At 32.2% G+C, this 26,176-nt stretch carries 14 protein-coding genes, 1 tRNA gene and 2 pseudogenes; 3 read left to right on the top strand and 14 right to left on the bottom strand.

Annotated elements, in window-relative coordinates; translation table 11 throughout:
- Position 1 precedes the first annotated feature (1 nt).
- From JL193_RS14680 to JL193_RS14655, 6 genes and pseudogenes are all read right to left on the bottom strand, one after another.
- A complete protein-coding gene (locus JL193_RS14680) occupies positions 2-2,500 on the bottom strand; it encodes a heavy metal translocating P-type ATPase (RefSeq protein ID WP_207971499.1) in 2,499 nt (832 codons plus the stop codon).
- 17 nt (positions 2,501-2,517) lie between these two features.
- Positions 2,518-4,829, bottom strand: a pseudogene (locus JL193_RS14675) (multicopper oxidase domain-containing protein).
- A 3-nt stretch (positions 4,830-4,832) separates the two neighbouring features.
- Positions 4,833-6,068 carry a TolC family protein gene (locus JL193_RS14670; RefSeq protein WP_207971498.1) on the bottom strand — a complete coding sequence of 412 codons (1,236 nt, stop codon included), beginning with the start codon at positions 6,066-6,068 and terminating at the stop codon, positions 4,833-4,835.
- A 1-nt stretch (position 6,069) separates the two neighbouring features.
- Positions 6,070-9,842, bottom strand: a pseudogene (locus JL193_RS14665) (efflux RND transporter permease subunit).
- A 111-nt stretch (positions 9,843-9,953) separates the two neighbouring features.
- Positions 9,954-10,379: an HYC_CC_PP family protein gene (locus JL193_RS14660; protein WP_243456767.1), complete on the bottom strand. Its 426-nt coding sequence runs from the start codon at positions 10,377-10,379 to the stop codon at positions 9,954-9,956.
- An 89-nt stretch (positions 10,380-10,468) separates the two neighbouring features.
- Positions 10,469-11,347, bottom strand: a complete 879-nt coding sequence (locus JL193_RS14655; protein WP_207971497.1) for an MBL fold metallo-hydrolase — start codon at positions 11,345-11,347, stop codon at positions 10,469-10,471.
- Positions 11,348-11,561: 214 nt separating this feature from the next.
- Between JL193_RS14655 and JL193_RS14650 the strand changes: the two genes are divergently transcribed.
- A tRNA-Gly gene (locus JL193_RS14650) sits at positions 11,562-11,634 on the top strand.
- 116 nt (positions 11,635-11,750) lie between these two features.
- Here JL193_RS14650 and JL193_RS14645 read toward each other — a convergent pair.
- The 7 genes from JL193_RS14645 to porU all read right to left on the bottom strand — a co-directional run bounded on the left by JL193_RS14645 (position 11,751) and on the right by porU (position 22,043).
- Positions 11,751-13,394 carry a PBP1 and LysM peptidoglycan-binding domain-containing protein gene (locus JL193_RS14645; RefSeq protein WP_243456766.1) on the bottom strand — a complete coding sequence of 548 codons (1,644 nt, stop codon included), beginning with the start codon at positions 13,392-13,394 and terminating at the stop codon, positions 11,751-11,753.
- 5 nt (positions 13,395-13,399) lie between these two features.
- The gene (gene guaA / locus JL193_RS14640; RefSeq protein ID WP_207971495.1) at positions 13,400-14,935 is read right to left on the bottom strand and encodes a glutamine-hydrolyzing GMP synthase; all 1,536 of its coding nucleotides are present in this window, start codon (positions 14,933-14,935) and stop codon (positions 13,400-13,402) included.
- 367 nt (positions 14,936-15,302) lie between these two features.
- Positions 15,303-16,367, bottom strand: coding sequence for a 3-oxoacyl-ACP synthase III family protein (locus JL193_RS14635; protein ID WP_207971494.1), 1,065 nt, complete (start codon positions 16,365-16,367; stop codon positions 15,303-15,305).
- A 285-nt stretch (positions 16,368-16,652) separates the two neighbouring features.
- Positions 16,653-16,883 (bottom strand): group III truncated hemoglobin, encoded by a 231-nt coding sequence (locus tag JL193_RS14630; RefSeq protein WP_207971493.1) that lies wholly within the window; start codon positions 16,881-16,883, stop codon positions 16,653-16,655.
- A 2-nt stretch (positions 16,884-16,885) separates the two neighbouring features.
- A complete protein-coding gene (gene cdd, locus JL193_RS14625; protein WP_207971492.1) occupies positions 16,886-17,368 on the bottom strand; it encodes a cytidine deaminase in 483 nt (160 codons plus the stop codon).
- A gap of 77 nt (positions 17,369-17,445) precedes the next feature.
- Complete coding sequence (porV, locus tag JL193_RS14620) at positions 17,446-18,573, bottom strand: type IX secretion system outer membrane channel protein PorV (RefSeq protein ID WP_207971491.1); 1,128 nt, start codon at positions 18,571-18,573, stop codon at positions 17,446-17,448.
- A gap of 53 nt (positions 18,574-18,626) precedes the next feature.
- Positions 18,627-22,043 (bottom strand): type IX secretion system sortase PorU, encoded by a 3,417-nt coding sequence (gene porU / locus JL193_RS14615; protein WP_207971490.1) that lies wholly within the window; start codon positions 22,041-22,043, stop codon positions 18,627-18,629.
- 203 nt (positions 22,044-22,246) lie between these two features.
- Between porU and gldJ the strand changes: the two genes are divergently transcribed.
- On the top strand, positions 22,247-23,917 hold the full coding sequence (gene gldJ, locus JL193_RS14610) for a gliding motility lipoprotein GldJ (RefSeq protein WP_207971489.1): 1,671 nt from the start codon (positions 22,247-22,249) through the stop codon (positions 23,915-23,917).
- 107 nt (positions 23,918-24,024) lie between these two features.
- Entirely contained in the window at positions 24,025-25,281 is a 1,257-nt protein-coding gene (locus tag JL193_RS14605) for a UDP-N-acetylmuramoyl-tripeptide--D-alanyl-D-alanine ligase (protein WP_207971488.1), read from the top strand.
- On the opposite strand, the gene JL193_RS14600 is transcribed toward JL193_RS14605, so the two are convergent.
- On the bottom strand, positions 25,274-26,125 hold the full coding sequence (locus JL193_RS14600; protein WP_207971487.1) for an N-acetylglucosamine kinase: 852 nt from the start codon (positions 26,123-26,125) through the stop codon (positions 25,274-25,276). The two genes, JL193_RS14605 and JL193_RS14600, sit on opposite strands and share 8 nt — an antisense overlap.
- Positions 26,126-26,176 lie beyond the last annotated feature (51 nt).

The following is a 26,176-nucleotide window of genomic DNA, read 5'->3' as shown; positions in this document are numbered from 1 at the left end:
TTTAAATTTTAGTTGTTCTTAATCTTAAGGCGTTTGCGATTACAGAAACCGAACTAAAGCTCATTGCTAAAGCTGCAATCATTGGAGACAATAATATTCCGAAAAAAGGAAACAAAACACCTGCTGCAATTGGCACCCCTAACGTGTTGTAAATAAGTGCAAAAAATAGGTTTTGTTTGATGTTTTTCATCACTCCAGTACTTAAATTTCTTGCTTTTACAATTCCGTGTAAATTACCTTTTACCAAAGTGATCATTGCGCTTTCTATGGCAACATCGGTTCCTGTTCCCATAGCAATACCAACATCGCTTTTTGCCAAAGCTGGTGCATCGTTAATACCATCTCCGGCCATAGCAACAACATTTCCTTTTTCTTGTAATTTTTCGACCTCTTTAAGTTTGTCTTCTGGCAACATACTTGCTTTAAAGTCGGCAAGATTTAATTCTTTTGCAACTGCTTTTGCTGTATTGCGATTATCTCCAGTTAGCATAATTACTGCAATGCCCATTTCTTGTAAGTCTTTAATAGCCTTTGCACTGGTTTCTTTAATTTTATCTCCAATAACTACATAACCAATTACCTTTTTATTTATTGATAAATAAGAAACGGTTTTTCCTTCTTTTTGATAAGAGGCTACTTTTTCTTCCATTTCTGATGAAATTTTAGCACTCGCATGTTCCATCATTTTAGGATTGCCTAACGATACTTTTTTATCGTTAATAACTGCTTCGACACCTTTACCGGTAACTGCCGAAAAAAAGGAAGATTTTATAATTTTAGCATTTTTATTTTTTCCATATTTTACAGTAGCTTCTGCCAAAGGATGTTCGCTATTTGTATTTAATGAAACAATATAATTTAGCACCTCATTTTCGGTGTAATTAGTATCGAAAACGCCCATTTTTTCTACAGTTGGTTTTCCTTCTGTTATGGTTCCTGTTTTATCAATAATTAAGGTATCTACCTTATTCATTTTCTCTAAAGCTTCTGCATTTTTAATGAGCACTCCATTTTGGGCACCTTTGCCAACACCAACCATTACAGACATAGGTGTTGCCAGCCCTAAAGCACAAGGACAAGCAATAATTAAAACTGCAATTGCGTTTACTAATGCATACACATAGGCTGGTTCTGGTCCCCAAATTGCCCAAACTATAAAAGTAATTACCGAGATTAAAACTACCACAGGAACAAAATAGCTAGAAACAGTATCTGCTAATTTTTGAATAGGTGCACGACTTCTGCTAGCATCGTTTACCATATGAATAATTTGAGAAAGTAAAGTATCGCTACCTACTTTTTGGGCTTTCATTAAAAAAGATTGATTTCCGTTGATAGTTCCACTACTTACTTGATCTCCTTCGGTTTTATTTACAGGAATAGGTTCTCCTGTAATCATAGATTCATCAACAGTGCTATTTCCTTCTGTTATTTTACCATCGACAGGAATTTTATCTCCTGGTTTCACTTTTAAAATGTCGTTAAGTTCTATTTGATCGATAGATACTTCTACCTCTTCTTTATCTACTATTTTGGTAGCTTTGTTAGGGGCTAATTTTAATAGCTCTTTTACTGCCGAATTTGTTTTACTATGGGCACGCGCTTCTAATAATTGCCCCATTAAAACAAGTGTTAAAATTACGGTTGCAGCTTCGAAATAAACATGTACAGCACCAAATTCTGTTTTAAATTGATTTGGAAAAACATCAGGAAAAAGCATGCCAAAAACACTAAAAACCCAAGATATTCCTGCACCAATACCAATGAGTGTAAACATATTTAAGTTCCAAGTTTTTATACTTTTATAGGCACGTTCAAAAAACATCCAAGTAGCGTAAAACACTACAGGAATCGATAGTGCGAACTGAACCCAATTCCATATTTTTTGTTCTAAAATATCGTATAATGGATTGTTATGTAGCATTTCGCTCATCGCGATAAAAAAAATGGGCAAGGTAAAAGCAACTGCAATCCAAAACTTTTTAGATAATTTCTTATACGTTTTTTCTTCGGCAGAAATATCGGCTTCCATGGGTACTAAATCCATACCACAAATAGGGCAAGCCCCAGCTTCGTCTTTTATAACTTCTGGGTGCATTGGACAAGTCCATTGATTTGAATTTGTTGTTGATAAATTTTGCTCTTCTACTAAATCCATACCACAAACTGGGCAATCTCCAGGTTTATCGTATGTTTTTTCGCCTTCGCAATGCATTGGGCAATAAAAAGTACCTGTTCCTGTTCCTTTTGGTGCTTCTTTTTTTTCTTTTTTTATAGGTTGATGTTCTCCATGTTTGTGAATGCTGTATCTACCACCATCATTTTTTAAAGCTTTTTGAAAGGTTTCTAATTTAATATGAGCATCCATTTCTATGGTTGCTTCTGCTTTTTCTAAATCGACTGTAGCTTTAGAAACCCCTGCAACTTTTGAAAGTGTTTCTTCTACATGACTTCTACAACCATTACAGGTCATTCCGTGAATGTTATATGTATGTTTCATTGTTCTGTCTTTTTTAATTAAAATCTTACCGAAAATCCACCACCCCAACCATATCTGTTGTTATAGTTTCCTTGGATTGAAAAATTTCGTGATAAAATATAGGATACTCCAACCAACCATTGGGTTTCTCCTTTGTACGAATTATTGTTTTGTAAATGATTGATCCAACCAAAATCTGCTTTGTATTCGTATTCGCCTTCTACAAATAGTCTTGGAAAAAGTAAAAGCTCTCTGTCTAAACGAATTCTTGGGCGCAATTGATGGTCCATACTTACATCTACATTAAATCTATAAGGCGTAAAATATTTAATACCAACCAAGCCTACAGTATTAAATGTATTGTAAGAGTTTGGTGTTGATGTTTCTGTATTTACACCTACATACACGCGCACCCAATCATTTAAATATCGATTATAATTTACTTCTGCTTCGAGATTTTTATGATAATCTAATTCGGTTCGTAAACTAAATTCATTTCTAATAGTACTAGTCATAAGGTTTAATTCTGTGTAGTTTGAACCTGCACGAGCTCCTCCCCAAGCATAATAATGGTCTGTTTCATTAATTAGTTTTTGAACTGGATATGCTTTCATTCTTTTGTCTCGTGGTGTATCGTAACTAAATACTCTTGCCATACCACCCATCATATGGTATAATATGTGGCAATGAAAAAACCAATCTCCATATTCTTCGTTATAAAATTCGATTACTACTTTTTGCATTGGCGGTACATTAACTGTATGTTTTAATGGCGAACGCTTACCATTCTCGTTAATTACTCTAAAATAATGCCCATGTAGATGCATTGGGTGGTGCATCATTGTTAAGTTGTTTAAGGTAATTCTTGTTACTTCTCCGCCTTTAATTTTAATCTTATCGGTTTCAGATAATGGTGCACCATTCATGCTCCAAATATAGCGTTGCATATTACCCGTTAGATTTAGCAACAGTTCGTTTACATGAGCATCTTTTTTAAATTCTGTACTTTTTTTTGCCTTTAAAAAATTGTAATTAAAATATGTTTTACGAGTCTTATAGTCGAACGAAGTACTGTCTTTTTGCATCATAGACTTATTCGGTTTCATAGACATTGCGTCTCTTTTTACCTGTTTGGCAGGCGAATTCATTTCCATCTTACCGTGCATTTTCATGTGCATTTGATTGTTCATCTTGCCTTTTTTCATATGCATCTTCATGCCATATTTCTTCATTAAAACTTCTGGCTTATTTTTCTTTCGATTGCTCTTTATTGCTGGTGCTCCCATTTTCATATCCATTTTTGCCATTTGCTTCATCATTGCAACTTTGTTTGGCCTATCTATTACAGTTGCAGGAAAAAGTTTGCCACTTCCTAAACGAATTGATGTATTACCAGAGCCATCTTGTGCAGTTGCTGTTACTTCTAAAGTACCGTTTGGTATGGTAACAATTACATCGTAGGTTTCTGCTATCGTAAAGAGAAATCTGTTTTTATGAATTGGTGTTACATCGATACCATCACTAGAAACAATTGTTGGATTACCCGCTCCAAAATCTAGCCAATAATAAGAGGAGGCAGAAGCGTTGATAAAGCGAAGCCTTACTTTTTCTCCAGGTTTAAACTCTGGGTATTCTGCCCGTTTTTTACCATTAGACAAAAAAGCAGGGTAATAAACATCTGCTATATCTGCACCTTCCATTCTATCTCGCCAAAACTTAAATTGCGCACCCAATGCTTTTTCTTTAATAACTCTACTTAATGGAACTGCGGTACCTTTTTTAACTTGATACCATTCGTTTCCTCGTTTAAGATTACGCAACACGTTTATTGGTTTTTCGTTTGTCCAATCAGAAAGTACTACAACCAAATCTGAATCGTAGTCTAATGTTTTTTCTTTAGGCTGAATAACTATTGAGCCATAAACCCCTTCTGTTCTTGTAACATTGTATGAGAATGGTACCAATATGTACCCGATTGATTGATAGGAATTCTATATTGAAATGTGGTATTGGGTTTTATGGGTGGTGTCGTTAAATAAGGTACACCATCATAAAAATTAGGAAGTATTAATCCGTGCCAATGTATAGAGGTTTCTTCATCCATTTTATTGGTTACATTAATAATGGCGAGGTCTCCTTCGTTAAACGCTAAGGTAGGGCCAGGTACAGTTCCGTTTATGGTCATGCCCTTGGCAGTTACTCCTGCAAGTGTTAATTTATTTTTCTCTATAGTAAGGTTGTATTCTTTTACGTTTCTACCTTCTTCTTTTCTATCGTTTCCATTTGTACCCACTTGGGCAATTGCAATTGATGTTAGAAATAAGAAAATAATTGTGTTAACTTTTTTCATTGTTTACTGAATTAAATAATTAATTATAGTACTTTGAACATAGTAGGTTTTAACAGATTCTATTTGGTTCATTTGAAACTTTAATTGCAGTTCTTGGATATCTAATACATCGTTAAAATCGATGGTGCCTGTTTCGTAATTTTTTATTAGAATTTCTTCTGCATTTTTTGCTTGTTTTAGATTTTTAGTTTGCGTTTTGTAACTTATTCTTGAAGAAATACGGTTGTTTATTGCCTTGTCTAAAAGCGTTTCTAATGTATTTTTTCGGTCTTGTTTTTTTGCTAAAATCTCTTGCTGTTGCAATTTGTTTTGTTTGGTTTTAGATTTGTAACTATTGTTAAAAATTGGTATAGAAATAGAAACCATTGGCATTAAAATATCTTTTCCATTATCAGTAAAATTCATATTTGGTCTTTCAGAAACATTGATATAATCTAACCCAAAACCAATCATAGGACTACTTTCTTTTTGATTTAACAATTCGGATTTTTCTATAGATCGATACAATTTATCGTACTTTAACAATTCTGGATGCACCGCCAAATTAGCTGCATCGATTTCAAAATTTTCGGTAGGAATAGTCAAATCACTTACCACATTTACCACAATCTTTTTATCTCGGTTTAACAACTTATTAAATGCTGTTTGTTCGGCTAAAAATCTTTGTTGCAGCACCTCTTTTAGTTGTGTAATTTCATTTTGGCGCATTTGCAATTTTAAAACATCTACAGCAGATGCTTTACCAACTTCAAGAGACGTTAGCGCTAATATTTCGTAAGTTTTAAGAAGTTTTATATTTTCTTCTAGTACTTTTTGCTTTGCTTTATTCTCGTACAAATTATAGTACGATTGCGAAACAGAGGCAATTAGTTTTCGTTTCGCAATAACAACCTCTTCGAAAGTAGCATCTGCCACAGAAGAAATATAGTTTTCTCTTGAAGTAATGGTACCAAACCAAGGCAACATTTGTTTTACAGATATTTTAAAACGTTGTGCGCCTGTTCTGGTTTCTGGTTCACTCGCAAAATATCCTGCGCCAAATTCGGTATTCGGAATTGTGTTTGCTTCGTTTATTTTTTCGGAAACTCTTTTGTATTGTAATTCGAATTTTTGAATTATTGGATTGTTTGCCATGGCTTCTTCTACATAACTTTGTAGGTCTTGACTCTGCATATTAAAAACGAAGAAAAGACAGCATAAAGCAAAGATTACCTGAAATTTTTTATCTATATTTTTCATTTTAATTTACAATTTGTCTTGGTTCTTGATTTTCTTTTTTATGCCCTTTTTTTTCTATTCTTTTTAAAAGAAATTCTTCTCTCCAACTATATAAAACCGGCACAATAAAGTACGACGTAATGTCTATAACCATACCTCCAAAAATGGGAATTGCCATCGGAATCATAATATCACTTCCTTTTCCTGTGGATGTTAAAACGGGCAACAATGCCAAAATGGTGGTGACTGTGGTCATTAAACAAGGGCGAATACGTTTTTCGGCAGCTTGCAAAGCAGAAATTCTAACCCCTTCTTTATCAACAGGTTTATCGCGATTAAAGGTTTGTGTTAAATAGGTTGCCATTACTACACCATCGTCTGTTGCAATGCCAAATAACGCTATAAAACCAACCCAAACTGCCACACTTAAATTAATGGTTTTTATGTTGAATAAATCTCTCATATTTTCTCCAAAGAAGTTAAAATTGAAAAACCAATCTTGGCCATACAACCAAATCATAATAAAACCTCCTGCAAATGCTACTGCAATTCCTGTAAAAACCATTAATGAAGTTGCTACTGATTTGAACTGAAAATACAAAATCAAGAAAATAATAGCCAATGCTAATGGAATTACAACAGACAACGTTTTTTCTGCTCTTAATTGATTCTCATAGGTTCCTGTAAACTTATAGCTAATTCCTTTGGGAACTGTTAATTCTCCAGAATCTATTTTTTGTTGAAATAAAGCTTGTGCATTTTCAACAACATCGACTTCTGCAAAACCATCTAATTTATCAAACAGAACATAACCAACTAAAAAAGTATCTTCACTTTTTATAACTTGTGGTCCTTGCTCGTATCTTATCGTTGCCAATTCAGCCAAAGGAACAGGGTTTCCTTTTTCAACAGGAATGTAAATGTCTTTTATCGATTCTGGGTTGTTACGCAATTCTCTTGGGTAACGCACTCGAATTCCATAACGTTCTCTTCCTTCTACCGTTTGCGATAATTGCATGCCACCAACTGCGACTTTTAAAACATTTTGTACATCTTCAACAGAAATACCGTAACGCGCTATTTTTTCTCTATCGATATCTATTAATAAATACGGTTTGCCTACAATTCTATCTGCAAAAACAGCTTCTACTTTAACACCTTCTACTTGTTTTAAATAGTTTTCTAATTGCAAACCAAAAGCTTCGATTTGTTTTAAATCTTGCCCTTTTACTTTTATTCCCATAGGCGCACGCATTCCTGTTTGCAACATTACCAACCTGGTTTCTATCGGCTGTAATTTTGGGGCAGAAGTAACGCCTGGTAATTTGGTAACTTTTACAATTTCGTTCCAAATATCGTTTGGAGAATTAATTTCTGGTCGCCAATTGCGGTAATACTCGCCATTATCGTCTTCAATTAATTGAGACCTTTCGATTGTACTTATGGTGGCATTTTCTGAATTGTTTGGATTTGCGATAAAACTACCATCTTTCAATTCGAACAATCCGTTATCATTTACTTTGTAACGCTGTCTTTTTCCTTCTGAATTGCGCATATATTCTGGTTTGTACTGAATGATGTTTTCGTACATCGATAAAGGCGCAGGATCTAAAGCAGATTCTGTTCTCCCTGCTTTTCCAACCACAGTTTCAATTTCTGGAATGGTTGCAACTGCCATATCTAATTGTTGTAAAACACGTTTGTTTTCTGCAACGCCAGAGTGTGGTAACGAGGTTGGCATTAGTAAAAAAGAACCTTCATTTAAAGATGGCATAAATTCTTTTCCGGTGTTGTTTAAAATCCAACCTCCAGAAATAAGAACTGCTGTAGGAATCATTAAAAACAATATTTTATTCGCTAAAGCCCATTTTAAAATTTGCGAATAATACCTTCTAAAAACGGAAAATATTCCTAAAATTCCGAAACAAATAATGGCTACAAAAATTAAATTGATAAAAATACTTCTGTTAAAACCTAGTGGTCTCCAATATTCTGCAAGCAAAAATATAATGGCTACACAAGAGATTATAATATTAATAAGGTTGCTATTTTTCTTATTTAACTTTCCTAAAGCTGCAAATACACCATTAATGCCAAAAGCGATTAAAACAATTCCTAACCAATAACCACTACTTACAATTACAACACCAGCAACTATTAAAGCTCCATTTATAATGTATTTAAATGTTTTTTTAAGGGTTGTTTTTCTAAATAAATATGCCGCAAATGGTGGTATTAAAAACAAAGCAATAACCAAAGATGCAGACAAGGCCATTGTTTTGGTAAACGCCAAAGGTCTAAATAGTTTGCCCTCTGCACCAATCATTGTAAATACAGGTACAAAACTAATAATTGTTGTTAAAACGGCTGTTAAAATGGCTCCAGAAACTTCGGAAGTTGCATTGTAAATAATCTCGTTTGTAGTGTATTTTGTAACATCTTTACGTATTTGTAGTTTTTTATCATCTAAATGACGAATCATATTTTCGGCAAGAATTACACCAACATCTACCATGGTTCCTATCGCGATTGCAATTCCCGAAAGTGCCACAATATTTGCATCGACATGAAACAGTTTCATCGTAATAAAAACCATTAAAACAGCAACAGGTAATAAGCCCGATATTAAAATAGAAGCTCGAAGGTTAAAAACCATTACAATAATTACCAAAATAGTAATAAGAATTTCTAACGTTAATGCTTCATTTAGCGTTCCTAAGGTTTCTTGAATTAGTTCTGTTCTATCGTAAAAAGGAACAATTGTTAATTGAGAAGTTCTTCCGTCTGCCAAAACTTTAGTGGGCAAACCTCCTTTTAATTCTTCGATTTGGTTTTTTACATTGGTAATAACTTCCATAGGGTTTGCACCATATCTTGCAACTACAACTCCCCCAACTACTTCTGCGCCTTCTTTATCTAAAATTCCTCTTCTTGTTGCTGGTCCTAACGAAACTTTAGCAATGTCTTTTATTTTAATGGCTGTAAAGTCTTCGGAAGTAACCACAGCGTTTTCTATATCTTCGATCGATTTTAAATAGCCTAATCCACGTACTAAATATTCTGCCTGATTAATTTCTAAAGTTTGTGCTCCAATATCTTGATTGCTACTTTTAACCGCTTTTACAACTTGCTGTAAACCAATATTGTATTGTCGCATTAATTCTGGATTTACATCTATTTGATACTCCTGAACGTAACCTCCAATAGAAGCCACTTCAGAAACACCACTTGCAGATGATAAACCGTATTTTACATAGTAATCTTGTATGCTACGCAATTCTTGTAAGTCCCAACCACCTGTTACATTTCCTTTTTCGTCACGCCCCTCTAAAGTGTACCAAAAAATTTGTCCTAACCCTGTGGCATCTGGCCCAAAGAAGGGTTTACACCTTCTGGTAATAAGTTGTTAGGTAATGAATTTAGTTTTTCTAAAATTCTACTTCTACTCCAGTAAAACTCGATATCTTCTTCGAAAATAATGTAGATACTCGAAAAGCCAAACATAGAAGAACTTCTAATTGTTTTTACTCCTGGAATTCCTAATAAAGAAGTTGTTAAAGGATAGGTTATTTGATCTTCTATATCTTGTGGCGAACGTCCCTCCCATTTTGTAAATACAATCTGTTGATTTTCGCCAATATCTGGAATGGCATCTACAGCAACAGGGTTGTTAGGTAAAAATGGAGTTTCCCAATTGAAAGGAGCATTTGCGGTTCCCCAACCCACAAAAAGTAAGAGTAGCAAAACTGCTACGAGTTTATTTTCTATTAAAAATTTGATGCTTTTATTTAGCATTAGTTTTGATGATTAAACAGTTAGACATTGGTGTGAGAAAAACACCGAATACAACAAGTTACCCTTATAACATTATAGTCATAGGATATTACAGTCTATTGTTTAAAAAAATCAAATTAAGTAAGTCTCGTCAATCTTAAAAATTTCTTTAATGACGAGTGGTGGTTTGTAAGCTGAATAAGAAGTTGTATTGCTATCTAAACCTTTAAAAAGATGAATGTAAGTGTAAATAAATGAAGCTACAAATAACTGTTGATTTAGAGAAATTTTATCAACTTGCAATTGTATGATTTCATCTTGACCATTAATTAATTGTTGTTCGTTTTTACAACAATCTTTTTTAATGGTTGAACAACTAGAAGTGGTTTTTGAAATTACTTTTTGACTTTCCATACCACAAGAAGAGGCTTCACTAAAAACGGAAGTATCTACAAGAGTATCTCCACAAAAATGTTTTGTGATAGCAAATGAAGTTGTAGAAAACAACACTACAAACGACATTAAAACAGCTAATATTTTATGGAAAACTATTTTCATAATACACTACAAAGTTAATCAAAAATAAGAAAACCAACTTTCTATTAATGTTAAATTTAACTTATAAATTATTGTAATGGCAGGGTACTTTATTTTGTTACCAGACTCGAATAAATAGCAACTCTAATTTTTTCTTCGTTAATCCATCCACTAAAAGCACTGTATTTTTTAGTAATTTCGTTATTTGCTTTTACTTCTTCTAACGTTTTTCCTTTGTCGATTTCTAATTGTATTTTCTCTCTTAAATCGACCAACATATTTTTATAAGCAATTAATTCTTCTCTGTTAGAAAGGTTTCCATGTCCAGGAATTATTTTGGTGTGATTGTCTGCCAATAAAATTACTTTTTCTGCAGCTGCAATAAATCCATTTACGTTTCCTCCAGAGTTTAAATCTATGTAAGGAAATTTTCCTTGAAAATAGGTATCTCCCATATGAACCACATTATTGGCTGTAAAATAAATAATGGCATCTCCATCTGTATGCGCATTGTGTACATGAGAAACTAAAACATCGTCGTTATTTATGTGCAACATTAAATTATCTGAAAACGTAATGATTGGTAGCGCTTCTTTTGGCGATGCTTTTTTTATTCTTCCTCTTATAGTAGTATCTGTACTCATTCTTTTTCTTACATTATCGTGTGCCACAATTATAGCCCCTTCTTTTTGCATATTTTTATTTCCTCCTGTATGGTCTCCATGCCAATGAGAGTTTACCAAATACTGCACAGGTTGGCTTGTAATTTTTTTAATTGCGTTTAAGATTTTAGGTGTTAAAGGTGCAAATTGATCGTCGATCATAAAAACAGCATCTTCTCCTACAAAAAGTCCTATGTTTCCACCTTGTCCTTTTAACATGTAAATATTCTCGGTAATTTTTTCTGAAGCAATTTTTACTTCTCTATTTTGAGAATGTATCGAAAAAGTAACCGTAAAAAGCAGTAATAAAAAAGTGGATGTTTTCATAATATAATTCTATTTTTCAGTTTGATAAGATACGTAGTTATTTTAGTAGCTAATTTGTAGATTCCTTACATTCTAAAATAAAAAAAATTATAAAATTTACACCTAACTAATTTAGTATAAAATACATTTGAAAAATGAGTTTATTTTAGCATTTTTTAATAAAAAAAACATTGCAGAACTAAAAAATGATTTTATATTTGCAACTCTTTACCATGCGAAAGTAGCTCAGTTGGTAGAGCGTCAGCCTTCCAAGCTGAATGTCGCCAGTTCGAACCTGGTCTTTCGCTCTAAAAGCTTCATTAGAAATAATGAAGCTTTTTTATGTCTGATAACGATTTTTTTGAATCAACTATTTTCGAGGAATTCTTTTCGATTAAATTGGTATTATTTGCCTTTTATCTTATTAATCTACTCTTGTTAAAGTTAAATCTGGATTGTATTTAACAATAAACAACCCTTTGTTTTCTGAGGTCTTAAACATTTTGCTTGTATAATCGAACTTGCTTTCTACTCTGTAAGAATAGCCATCATCAAAAGTAGATTTTAAACTTTTTCCGGATGCCAAACGTATTAAAACATCGTAAGTAACATCAAAACCTCGAGTTGCATAATAAGATGGTAAAACGCCATTTTTTTGCAAATACTTGTTGTAAAAGTTTTTAGACTTAAAAGAATCTTCTCTAACAAACTCGTCACTTACATAGGTAAAACCTATTTTTGCAAGTTTAAAATTGTCTATTTTATTAAAAGCACTTACCTTATCGAAGGTAAAAACTTGAACAGTTACATCTTCTGGCAAGCTAATTAAACTGTTAATAGCACTTGCCACAATTACGTTATCGTCTGTAGTTAAAACCACTAGGTTTTTCATATTTGGTTTTAAAACATCTGTAAACTTACTTCTTTTAATATAACCTTTTTGAGGAGTTATAACAGTTATAGAGTTTATAGAATCGTGTGTTGCTAATTCTCTTTGAATTTGATTGGTATTAAAATTAGAAGTTGCTTTTCCATCGCCTACCAAAATAATATTTCCATCGTGAAAATTTTCTTTGATATATTTTAGTAATTTCTCTCTAAATAACTCTTTATTAGGTGACGTTTTTACGATTCTTTTTGAAGTAAATGTAGATTGCTTTTTGGAATAAAAAGGAAAAATTATTGGAGTTTTTACTTTCCCTGCTAAAAACGTAGCTTCCTCAGAATACAAAGGGCCAATAATAACATCGTTATCATCTAAATCTTTTTCTGCTACAATATTTCTAATCTTAGTACTGTTAGCTCCTGTATCAAAAACATCTAATTGAATGTTTATACCTTGTTTTCTTAAAGAATCTATAGCAATTTCTGCCCCCATATAAAACTCGGTTACGATGTTTGCTAATTTACTGTTTCCAAAAATTTGAGTTTGCGTTAATGTATCTAATTCGCTTGCTCTAAAAGGCAACATTAAGGCTGCTTTAATAGAAATGTCTTCTTTAATTTTATCTTCATACAAATAATCTTCTTCATCAAAAACTTCTTCTAAAGGTTTAATTTTAATAATTTGTTGTAGTTTTAAACCATTAGACAATTCGGGGTTTAAAGCAATTAAATCTTCTTTAGAAACATCGTAAAATCTTGTTAAGCTGTAAAAAGTATCTCCTTTTTTTACTTCATGGATTTTATATTTTTTTTCTAATTCTTCAATTAATTTACTTCTTTTAACTTCTTTATCTGTAATTACCTCTGTATTTACAGTATTTTCATCCTTTTTATGCTCGTTCTTATTTGTATCTTTTTCGGTAATATTTTCATTTTTAGTCGTTCCATTTTTAAGATCTTTCATCTTTTTATTAGGAATAATAATTACCGTATTTTCTTTCGGTTTTTTATTTACATCTGGATTTAAACGATACAAATCTCTTGCAGACATATCTAATTTCTTAGCAATTTCTGTAATCGTTTCTCCTTTTTTAATTTTATATTGAATGTATTTTTTCTGTTGACCGCAAGAAACAGTAAACGTTAAGATGCACAGAAAAACAAAAAATTTTAAATGTTTCATATGTTCTATTCCCATTCTATAGTTGCAGGTGGTTTTGAGCTGATATCATATACTACTCTATTAACGCCTTTTACTTGATTTATTATCTTATTTGAGGTTTTTTGTAAAAACTCGTATGGTAAATTTACCCAATCTGCAGTCATTCCATCTGTACTTTCTACAGCTCTTAAAGCAACCACTTTTTCGTAGGTTCTTTCATCTCCCATAACTCCAACCGAATTTACTGGCAATAACATGGCTCCTGCTTGCCAAACGCTATCGTACAAACCTTCTTCTCTTAATCCGTTAATAAAAATAGCATCTACTTCTTGCAAAATACGAACTTTTTCGGCAGTAATGTCGCTTAAAATTCGAATTGCCAAACCTGGTCCTGGAAAAGGATGGCGTCCTAATAAGTTTGAATCGATGCCCATTGAAGCTCCTACTCTTCTTACTTCGTCTTTAAATATCATTTTTAAAGGCTCTACAACTTTTAATTTCATAAAATCTGGTAAGCCTCCTACATTATGATGGCTTTTAATTGTTGCAGATGGGCCTCCATTTACAGAAACAGATTCTATAACATCTGGATAAATGGTTCCTTGTGCCAGCCAAGTTACATCTTTTATTTGATGTGCTTCGTCGTCGAAAACTTCGATAAACGCGTTTCCAATCGCTTTTCTTTTCTTTTCTGGATCTACTAAACCTGCTAAAGCAGTTAAAAATCGCTCAGATGCATCTACACCTTTTACGTTTAACCCCATGCCTTCGTATTGTGCTAAAACACTTTCGAACTCGTTTTTTCTTAGCAAACCATTATTTACAAAAATACAATACAAGTTTTTACCAATTGCTTTGTGTAATAAAACGGCTGCAACTGTAGAATCTACACCTCCAGAAAGTCCTAAAACTACTTTATCGTTTCCTACTTCTTTTTGAATGGCTGCAACTGTACTTTCTACAAAAGAGTCTGCTGTCCAAGTTTGTGCAACTCCAGCAATTTTCACTAAAAAGTTTTCTAACAATTGTTTGCCATCTGTAGAATGGTACACTTCTGGATGAAACTGAATTGCATAGGTTTCTTCTCCTTTAATTTTATAAGCTGCGTTTTCTACATCTCTTGTACTTGCCAATCTTACTCCGTTTGTAGGCAATTCTTTTATGGTATCTGAATGGCTCATCCAAACCTGGCTTCCTTCAGAAATATTTTCAAAGAAAACCTCGTCTTTTTTTATGTACGATAAATTTGCTCTACCATATTCTCTTGTGTTGGAAGGCGCTACTTTTCCACCAGAAAAATGTGCTAAATATTGTGCCCCATAACAAACCGCTAATACTGGTTTTTTTCCTCTAATTTTAGATAAATCTGGATGTAAAACATTTTCTCCTCTTACCGAATTTGGGCTTCCAGATAAAATAATGGCTTTAAATTCTGAAACATTTTTTGGAGGTTTATTATAGGGATGAATTTCACAGTAAATGTTTAATTCTCTTACTCTTCTCGCAATTAATTGAGTGTATTGCGAACCGAAATCTAATATAAGTACGTTGTGTTGTTGCATGCGCAAAAATAATATATTGAGATTAGATTTACGATATTACTTCTTAGATTTTTTAACAAATTTGTTTTAAATCTTTTTTTTGTAAAATATTAAGGTAAAACTATTTATTTCTGAAGGAAATTTAGGTAGAAAATAACTTTTACGGACTCTGCCTAGCATTTAGGGTATTATTTTATGTGTAAAAATTTAAAAATATTTTGCTGAAGATTGGTTCTGAATACTAAAACTGTATCTAATCTCTTTTTGTTTTAAGCACAATAGGAACATAGAAAATATAGGTTTTTGTATGTCTATTTAAAGTCTGAAAAATCTGGAGTTTTAAAAGTTTTACAACTTTGTGTCTTTACAGTTTTGCGTATTTGCGAAATTAAAATTTGTACACAATCGCATTGATATTCATTCCTGCGCCGACAGACGCCAAAATAACAACATCGCCTTTATTGACTTCTTGGTTTTCTATATTTCCTTTTAAAACCAAATCTAACAAAGTAGGCACTGTGGCTACAGAACTATTTCCTAATTTATGAATACTCATGGGCATAATGTCTTTTGGAGGTTGCTTTTTGTAGAGCCTATAAAACCTTTTTACAATCGCTTCGTCCATTTTTTCGTTTGCTTGATGAATAAATATTTTCTTTACTTTATCAATAGCAACACCACTTTTATCTAAAGCAATTTTCATTGCAGTTGGCACATTGGTAATTGCAAACTCGTATATTTTTCGACCGTACATTTTTATATAACGAACATCTTTGTTTTCTTCTTTATTAAAAGAATTTCCAAAATGTAAAAAATAAGCTTCTTCTTTTGCAAAGGTTTGTGTGGCATGACTTAAAATTCCAGATTCTTTATTCTCTGTTGCTTCTAAAATGCATGCTCCTGCTCCATCACTATAAATCATAGAATCTCTATCGTGCTTGTCTATAACTCGAGACAACGTTTCTGCGCCAATTACCAAACACTTTTTTGCCATTTTTGCTTTTATAAATGCTTGTGCTTGTATAACTCCTTCTATCCAACCAGGGCAACCAAAAAGAATATCGTAAGCAACACAATTGGGGTTTGCAATGCCTAATCTATACTTTACTCTTGTTGCCAAACTAGGCAACATATCGCTTTGGATGGCGCCTTGCTTTACGTCGCCAAAATTATGCGCAACAATAATATAATTTAGGTCTTCTGGATTTATATTGGCATCTTCTATTGCTTTTTGAGCGGCAAAAAATGCCAAATCAGACGTTTTGTATGTCGCTTTTGCATAACGTCTTTCATCTATACCTGTTATGGTTTTAAACTTATCGATAATTACGTCGTTATCAGAAGAAAAAACAGAACCATCTTCATTTAAAAAAGCGGCCTTTAAAAAAGCTTTATTTTCTTTTTTTATTGAAGGTATAAATGTTCCTGTTCCTGTAATTTTTGAGGTAATCATAAATTTTATTTTTTTTTACGAATAAATTGTGCTTTAAAATTACAAACTTTGTTTGTCTTTTAAAATGCAAAGAAAACTAAAAACCGATGTTCAAATTTGTCTTTGTTTTAAGGTGCAAACTTGTAAAATAGTTTTCTTATTTATAGATGCCCATCTTAAGCTCCATTACTGTTGCTATAGACCTTGCACGGTTTTTCATATTGTTGGCATTTTCGCCTTCGAAATAAGCATCTATTGTTTCGAATAAATACGATATCCAACTTGTAAAATGTTGTTTTTCGAACTTTACAAAAGCATTTTATCTAAATGTTTTTGCATGGTATTGTTTTTATAGGTAGAAGTGTAAAAAAGTAGGTCGTTCCAAAAGTCGGAAATAACTTCTAGGTGTTCTTTTAAATGATTTTCTGCAACAATGTCTTCAAAAAAAGGAAACATCGTTTCGTCTGCTAACAATTTATCGTAAAATTTTGTAATGATAAATAGAATGTCTTTTCTGTTGGAAATGTCTGGTTTCATAATTATAAATAAGCGCTATCAAAAGAAAAAGGCAACAAAGATAAAAGCGATTCTGTTTTTACAACTTCGCCAACTTCGCCCATAAATAAAATTTCGAAAGGTTGTTTTTGGTTGATTTCAAATTCTAACAATGTTTGCCTGCAAGCTCCACAAGGTCCTACAGGTTTGTTTACTTTAGATATTGTTGAGCTTGCAGTTATGGCCAATTTTAAAATTTTTATATCCGGAAAACGAGAACCTGCGTTCCAAATGGCAACTCTTTCTGCACACATGCCTGATGGATATGCTGCATTTTCTTGATTGTTGCCCAAAACTATTTTGTTATTTTCTAACAATAAAGCAGCGCCTACATTAAATTTAGAGTAAGGTGCGTATGCGTTTTTTCTTGCCTCTATGGCTTTTCTCATTAACATTTCGTCTTCTTTAGGAAGTTCTGAAATATTTTTAAAAACAATTGCTTGAGTAGTAATTTCTATTTTTTTCATAAATAAAACAGTCAAAAAAAGCAGCCTTTTGCAGACTGCTTTTTATCTTTTATAAATTTACTATTTTTTTATGACTTTTAAAAATCTTCGTAAATTTCTCCTAAATCAAAAGATAAAGAAAAACGAAGTGAATTTTCTAAAGGATTATTTACATCTGAGGCATTAATTAAATAAGACAAATCGATATTTAAAGCATTGGTTTTAAAACCTCCACCCATTGTAAAGAATTGCCTGTTTCCTTTGTCTTCACTTTCATGAAAATAACCGGCTCTTAATGCAAATGCATTGTTATATAAATACTCTGCTGCTAATGCGTATGTAACTTCTTTTAGCTCTTCGCTAAAACCTCCTGGAGCATCTCCAAAAGAACTAAAAATACCTTCTACCCAGCCTTTTTCGTTATTTGGATCTTGTACTGTTGGCACCAGTAGTTTTGTAAATTCTACTGTTGTAGAAATTGTATTATAATCGTCTAAAATAAAATCGAAACCTCCTCCTAATTTAAGATTTGTTGGTATAAAATCTTCTTCTCCAGGAGTGTAAGAAACTTTTGGCCCTATGTTGGCAATGTTAAATCCGAGTCGATAACGCCCGTTAAAGTTTCCGTAAAATTCTTCTGTAGATTGGTAATACCCAGAAACATCTACTCCAAAAGAATTAATTGGCTGTAAATTGTTTCCATTGGTTCCATTAAAAACTAAATTAGAACGAATGTATTTTAAAGAAACTCCCATCGCAAAAGTTTCGCTTAATTTTAATGAGTAAGCTCCTGTTGCTACTAATTCATTAGGGTTTATAGAACCATTATCCCTACCATCGTCAGTTGTTAAATCGATTTGTCCTAAAGAAAAATACTTAAAATCTGCACCCCAAGCAGCGTTTTCACTAAATCTATTAATATAAGAAGCACTTCCTACAAAAATATCGTCTGTTAAATTACGTAACCAAGGTGCATAGGTAATTCCAGTTTTTATTTGCCTATCGCTAAAAGCCATTTTAGATGCGTTGTGAAACAACGAAAAAGCATCTGCAGTTGTTGCAACACCAACATCTCCCATACCTCCTGATCGTGCATCTGGTATAATTAATAAAAATGGCGCTGCTGTTGTAATTCCGCCAATTCTATCTGTATTGATTGTAGTTTGAGCGTTAACTTTTAATGTCGCTAAAACACAAAGTACTAAACATATTCCTAATTTCTTCATCTATTATTTTCTTGTTAATTATTACAAATATACTATTTATATATTATTACTATTTATTGAAGTATTACCAATTTCTCGTATTTCTCGGAAACCAAATTACTTGTTGTAGATTTTACTCTTAATTTATATACATAAACTCCTTTTCCTATTTTATTTCCAAAATCGTCTAAACCATTCCAAGTAACACTTCTCGATAAATTACCTGTTGTTTGTATATTTCGATTGATTGTTTTTATCAATTTTCCAGAAACAGTAAAAACCTGAACTTGAACCTCTAAAGGCTCGTTTGGTTTGTTATGATTGAACCAAAACTGGGTGTAATTTACAAAAGGGTTTGGATAATTTAAAACGTTTTCTAAATTTAAAATGGCATCGCTAACCACCACGAAGTTCAACGTTGTTTCTGATGAGTTATTGTATGTATCCCACGCTTTTATTTTTAAAGTGTGTGGACCTACTGCCAAATCTCGCAATTTATAGGTTACTTTTCCTTTTGTAAAATCGTTTAATTCGGTTTGGTAAAAATCGTTTAATACAATTGGGTTAGAGGTGTCTCCATCTAAAATTCCAACAATATCGTGATCTACAGCTGTAATAGAAGTATTTATGCCACTTGGATCCGACAATACTGCAATTAAATTCGGAGATGTGTTTGTATTACCTCCGTCTATAAAAGATTCGTCATTCATAAATAACTGAATTTCTGGACCAACTGTATCTTCTGGAGCGTTCTCGTTAATGCCACCAACTACTACATCAAAATTAAAACCTGCTTTGTCTGTTTCTCCATTTTCTGCATAAAAACTTAGTTTTCCTTTTCCAAAGGCTACTTTAATATCTTTGGGCACAATAAATTCAAAATTAAAGGTGCCGTTTGTAATGGTCGATTTTCCTCTAAATAATTTACTATCTTGTGTATCAAATGGCATTGTTACTCCAAAACCATCGTTATCTAAGGTCGATTTATCTAAAGGTTTATCGAAAACGGTTGTCGATAAAGAGCCATTAAAGTTATTTAAAACAACATCTGCATTATCTACAACCACACCTTCGAAACGAACTTTAGACAGTGCCTTTAAAGTATCTAAGGGTTGGGAAATATCTTTCCCATTCATTTTAGTAATTTTTACATTGGGTTCTGGCACTGCTAATTTCATGGCAGGATCGCCAAATGAATAAATAAAGAATTTTTGAGTGTTAAAAAACTGATTTTTTGCTCTTGTTAAAGATTCTGAAATGGTTAAATCTTCGTTATTAAATTCTAGTAAAATTCGAATTAAATCTTCGTTAAAACGTTGGCCTACAGGAATAAGAACTTCTCTTGTAGTTGTTATCATACTTGCTGCACCTCCATTTTTGTTCCACAATGTAAGTTCGCCTGCAGTAATTCTACTCGGGTTATCGAAACGAGAAAAATCGCAGGTAACTGTTATTAATAAAGGCAATGTGTTTGGATTGTTAAACTGTTGTATTTGAGTTTTTTCTAGAATTCTTTCGGATGCAAAACCATCTTCTCCTCCATGACCAAAATAATCGAGAATTAGGGTTCCTTTTTCAATAGCATTTGTAATGGCTTTATTCACTTCTGGATAACGCTCGCCACCAGAAGAATTTTCTTGCACAAAAGCGTCTGCATATATTTTATTGATATTAAATATTGGCTTTTTTATTTTAATTTCATCTGCAATAGACTCTACTCCACTTTGTATTACTTCTTCTCCAGTATCATCTATATCGTCTGCTAAAAGTGTTATTGTATTTCGCCAATCGCCTATCGCTGTTTTATTATAATAAGAGAGAATTTTATCTACAACTTGTTTTGCTTGTGCATTGGTACTTACAGGTATTCTACTGGAGGCAACATCTAATGTATGTGATGCTAACATGGTGCCTTCATGATCTTCAAGCATCACAAAATAATCGTCGGTAACATAAGAATTTGCCAAATTAAAACTATTTTCAGATAGTTTTACAGGAACAATGTTATTGTTGCCAGAAATTCTATCTTTATAGTCGTAAGAAGCATCTCCAAAAAAACAAACATATTTCAGTTTTCCATCTTCGGATGAATTGGCATATAAATGTTTTAAAAAATCTCTAACACCAGTAATATCTTTAGATCCTGAAGCAAATTCGTTATAAATTTCATCTAAAAGAACCACTTTCGTGGTAAGGTTAGAATTTTTTTGGTGGTAATCTGCCAATCTTTGTGCTTGAGAAAACAACTCCGAATTTGTAATTACAATATAATTAAGGTCTTTTAATGCATGTAAATTTTGATTGTTAACTTTAGAATTTTCCACAGTCTCTGGAATGTAAAAATCAGATTGATTTAAAACCACATATTCTTTTAAAATCTCTGTATTGTTTTTATCTCTTGTTCTTGTTTCATCTTTAAAACTGAAGTTGTTTGCTGTACTTTCGTTTGCAATTAATTTCGGAGACATAAAATCGGAAACATCCCAAACCTGAAAAATGTTATTTTTATTTTGAATCTCGAAAGTTACGGTTCCAGATGCATCAAATTGCTCGAAACTTCTAAACGAAAATTGATTTCCATTTGCGATTAAATTCTTTTTTCCAACAACTTCTATAAAATCTAAATAAGTATTTGCTGAAGGGTTTCCACCATTATCGTAGGTAATTTCAACATTTATAGATTCTGAAGAATTATTAATGCTCGCTGTTCTTTCTGATGTTAAAGCTTTGGTTAAAGAAGAAGGATTTATGGCTGAGTAAGGTATGGTGTACAGCTCTACGCCATTTACTTTTACTTGCATGGAAGAAGATGCCACAGAATTACTAACTCCTCTAGTTCTAATAGAAATTAGCGAATTTGTAATTGCATTGGCAAAAGGTATAGAAAATTTCTGTGTATTTTCAATGCTAAAATCATCATTAAAAAACCATTGTGTTCCTGCTGCAAGTATATTTAATTCTTCTTTTTCTAAAAAAGTAAAATCGTCGAATGTATTAATTGTTAAAGTTGATGAATTTGTATTCGGTGCTTTGGTTGCAATTCTTTTTCCATCTGTTTCGTTTACAGTAATAAAGTAATACCCCTTATCTGAATAGATGTTTTGACGATGTTTTGCGGTTTTAGATGCTGTATCTACCTTCCAACTATGAGGCCCTTTCGCATAAAAGAGAATAAAATCGTTATTATCGAAACTTCCATCATTTTCGCCTTCGATAAAAATAGCGTTTTCTTGCAAATCGTCATATCTAAAATCGCTATTTAATTCTGGCAACAAATTGCCACCATTACCATAAATATGTATTTTTTTGGGGTTTAAACCGTTTGTAGAAATACCAATTCTTTGTAGTAAATTTTTATCGATTTTAAAAACCCCAGTCGTGTCTATAGAGAATTTAAACCAGCTTCCAGAAGACAAAACCGAATTGGTTGTTTGTGCGTTGGAAAAAGGAACAAAAAATACAAATAACAATAGTTGTAAAACTCTTTTCATAAAATATATTCAAATAACGCAAATAAATTAGAGATATTTTAATCGTTACAAAGATAAATTATACTAAATTTAATTTGTACTCGTTTAATAAAATATGAACAAAAAATTGATGCGTTAAATTTTATTATTTACTTGCTTGAAAGTATAATTATTGTAAATTGCATCGCAAATACGAAAAATCATAAATAATTTTCAATTTGGAAATGAAAAATATCTTAAAAATAACTTTAATTGCCCTAACAACACTGCTATTAGCGAATTGCAATAGATCTAGTGCTGGTAAATCTCGTTTAACAGGTTTATCTTTTAACGACCCCAAAAATGGCAATTACATTCGTTCTAATTCTTTTGAAGGTCAAAAACCACCATTAGGTATGGTAGAGATTGAAGGTGGTAGCTTTACAATGGGGCGAGTTCAAGACGATGTAATGTTCGATTGGAATACAACACCAAAGAAAATACACGTTCGTTCGTTTTTTATGGATGAAGCAGAAGTTACGAACTCGGAATATTTTTTATATGTGCAATACATAAAAGATGTATTTCCGCCTTCTGAAGAAAAATACAAACATATTTACAATTCTGTTCTTCCAGATACTTTGGTTTGGAGAAAAAGTTTAGGAAATACAGATATTTTAGCCGAAAACTATTTTCGCCATCCTGCGTATGCAGATTATCCTGTAGTAGGGGTTAGTTGGTTGCAAGCAAATGAATATTGTAAGTGGAGAACAAACGCTGTAAACTTAAAAACCTTAATCGAAAAAGGACATATAGAAAATATTTTCGAAAGAGATTCTGTAAGAAACTTTTTTGATACGGATGTTTTTTTAGCAGACGACTCTAAATTATTTGAAGGAGATACTACTATTTATAAAAGGGGAGTTAGAACCAGAGGAAGATCTTCTAAAAGTGATAAAAATTCGTTTCAAGGAAGAAAAATTACAAAAGCCGACGGAATTTTACAGCAAAAATTTAGATTGCCAACAGAAGCCGAATGGGAGTTTGCGGCAAAAGCAAATATTGAAAACAGAGAATATAACAATATTAGAGGTAGAAAAAAATATGCTTGGAATGGTAAATACACTAGAGATAAAAAGAAGCGCTTTAGAGGAAATCAGTTAGCTAATTTTAAGCAAGGTAAAGGAGATTATAGTGGTTTGTCTGGTTGGAGTTCAGATGGATCTGACATTCCTATTCGTATAAAATCTTACCCTCCAAATGCATTTGGTTTGTACGACATGTCTGGAAACGTAGCTGAATGGGTAGCAGATGTTTACAGACCAATTATAGACAACGAAGCAAACGATTTTAACTATTTTAGAGGTAATTTGTTTACTAAAAAAATGATTAACGAAGACGGACAAGTGGTAATTGTTGGAAGTGAAACTGCAGAAGTGGATTACGATACTTTACCAAATGGTAGAATTATACCCAAACAACTTCCAGGATCTATCAAGTACATTCCAATTACAAAAGACGATGCTACTTTTAGAACAAACTTTTCTAAAGCAGAAAATGCAAATATTGGAGATGGAGATTTAAATTCTACACGTTATTACGAAGATGACGAAGAAAGATTTGCCTCTAGACCTAGCATGTACAATTCTCCTAAAAGACCAGTAAGGGTTAGAGATTCTGTTACAGGAAGAGATGTTATTGCTACAGACTCTAAAACTAGAACTACTTTAATTAGTGATAGAACAAGAGTTTATAAAGGCGGTTCTTGGTCCGATAGAGAATATTGGTTAGATCCTGCTCAACGAAGGTATTTACCAGAATATATGGCTACCAACTATATTGGTTTTAGATGTGTAACCGATAAATTAGGTCCAATGACCTACAAGAAAAGAAAAAAGAGAACACCAACGAGATAATTAATGTATCTTTAGAATAATTACAGCCTCATTGTTATCTTTACAATGAGGTTTTTTATTTTTCCAAAACTTTATAAAAATAAAGGATTACCATTTAAGATTTAAAAATGCGCATAGAAGAAATTTACGAAAAATATACAGCACACTATTTAATAGCTACCGATACAAGAAAAATTCGCTCTAATGCAATTTTTTTTGCATTAAAAGGAAGTAATTTTAATGGAAATAATTTTGCAGAAAAAGCATTAGAATTAGGAGCCAAATATGCTGTTATAGATGAAGCTGACTTCGAAATTAAAGGAAAAACCATTTTAGTTGATAATGTTTTAGAAACATTACAAAACTTAGCCAAGCATCATAGAAATCAATTAGATATTCCAATTATTGGCTTAACAGGCAGTAATGGAAAAACCACAACCAAAGAACTTATAAATAGTGTGCTTTCAGAAAAATATAAAACAACTGCCACTATTGGAAATTTAAACAATCATATTGGGGTTCCTTTAACTTTACTATCTATAAATCCAACAACCGAAATAGGCATTGTAGAAATGGGCGCAAATCATCAAAAAGAAATCGATTTTTTGTGTTCGATTGCTCAGCCCGATTTTGGTTATATTACAAACTTTGGCAAAGCACACTTAGAAGGTTTTGGAGGTGTAGAAGGGGTTATTAAAGGAAAAAGTGAACTGTACAATTATTTAATTAAAAACAACAAAATAGCTTTTGTAAACCCAGATGATACTATTCAAATGGAAAAAACAACAACCTGTAACAGGGTTCTCTTTTCTAATAAAATAAGGTTTTTGGAAGCAAATCCTTTTGTAAAATTATCTTACAATTCTAAAGAAATTCTTAGTAATTTAATAGGAAAATATAATTATACAAATATAGCAGCTGCCATTAGTTTTGGTCGTTATTTTAATGTTTCTGATGAAGCTATAAAAAAAGCCATCGAAAAATATTCTCCAACGAATAATCGTTCTCAAATTATCAAAACAAATTCTAACGAAATTATTTTAGATGCCTACAATGCAAATCCATCTAGCATGAAGGCTGCATTAGAACATTTTTCTAGCTTAAAAAAGGGAGAGAAAACTGTAATTTTAGGAGATATGTTCGAGTTAGGGAAAGATCGCTCTAAAGAGCATCAAGAAATCGTAGATTTATGTGATTGTTTTTCGTTTAAAAATACTTTTTATGTTGGAGAGTTATTTTTTGAAACTAGCACAAAAAACAAGGTTTTTAAAACTTTTGAAGATTTGAAACAACACCTCATAAAAAAACCTCTGGAAAATCAATCTATTTTAATTAAAGGCTCTAGAGGTATGCAATTAGAAAGAATACTCGATTTTATTAATTGATATTGTTTCTGTGATATTCTAATAAATTATCGATAGGTCTTTGAATAACATCTGTAATTTGCAAGTTATTTTTTTGAGCGATTTTCTCTAAAATATCTCTAAAATAATGTGCTATAGAGCCTATAAAATATATTTTTGTTTCACGATTAATATCGTAAGGTAAAATTCTATATTTAAAAAACTCTTGAAATCCTTTTTTAATAATTCTTTTGATATATTTTTCGTCTTTAAAATCGAACATAAACTTCGCAAAAGAAGCTAAATACATATTTGGATTGGGTTCTTTGTATATATTTTTCTTAATATAATCTGCTTCTAAATTAAATTCCTCATTAAATTTTTCTGCAATTGCTTTGGGCATTTTGCTGTAATAGTAATCTACAATTAACTTTTTACCAAAGTAATTACCACTCGCCTCATCCATTAAAATATACCCCAAAGAAGGCACTAACATTTGCATCTCATTACCATCGAAATAACAACTATTAGACCCTGTTCCTAAAATACAAACCATGGCAGGTTCTTTACCAGTTGCTGCATAAACTGCCGCCAACATGTCTTCTGCTATAAAAACTTTTGCATTTGTAAAAATAGATTCTAATATTTTTTTTAAAATTGCAGTTGGTTTTGGAGTTCCACAGCCAGCACCATAGAAATGAATTTCAGTAACATCTTCTTTAATGTTTATTAACTGAAACATATTTATAATTCTATTGTACAATTCCTCTTCTGCAACAACAGCCGGATTTAAACCCAAGGTTCTTACTCTAAATTCTTCTTTTTTGTTTTTATTTATGGCTATCCAATCTGCTTTGGTAGAACCTCCATCTGCTATTAAAATCATATTTTTAGTATTTAAGACCAAATATATAACAACGGAATCATTTTAACAATA

It is taken from the genome of Polaribacter batillariae (assembly GCF_017498485.1).
Taxonomy (GTDB): domain Bacteria; phylum Bacteroidota; class Bacteroidia; order Flavobacteriales; family Flavobacteriaceae; genus Polaribacter; species Polaribacter batillariae.
This window is presented reverse-complemented; position numbering and strand designations above follow the sequence as displayed.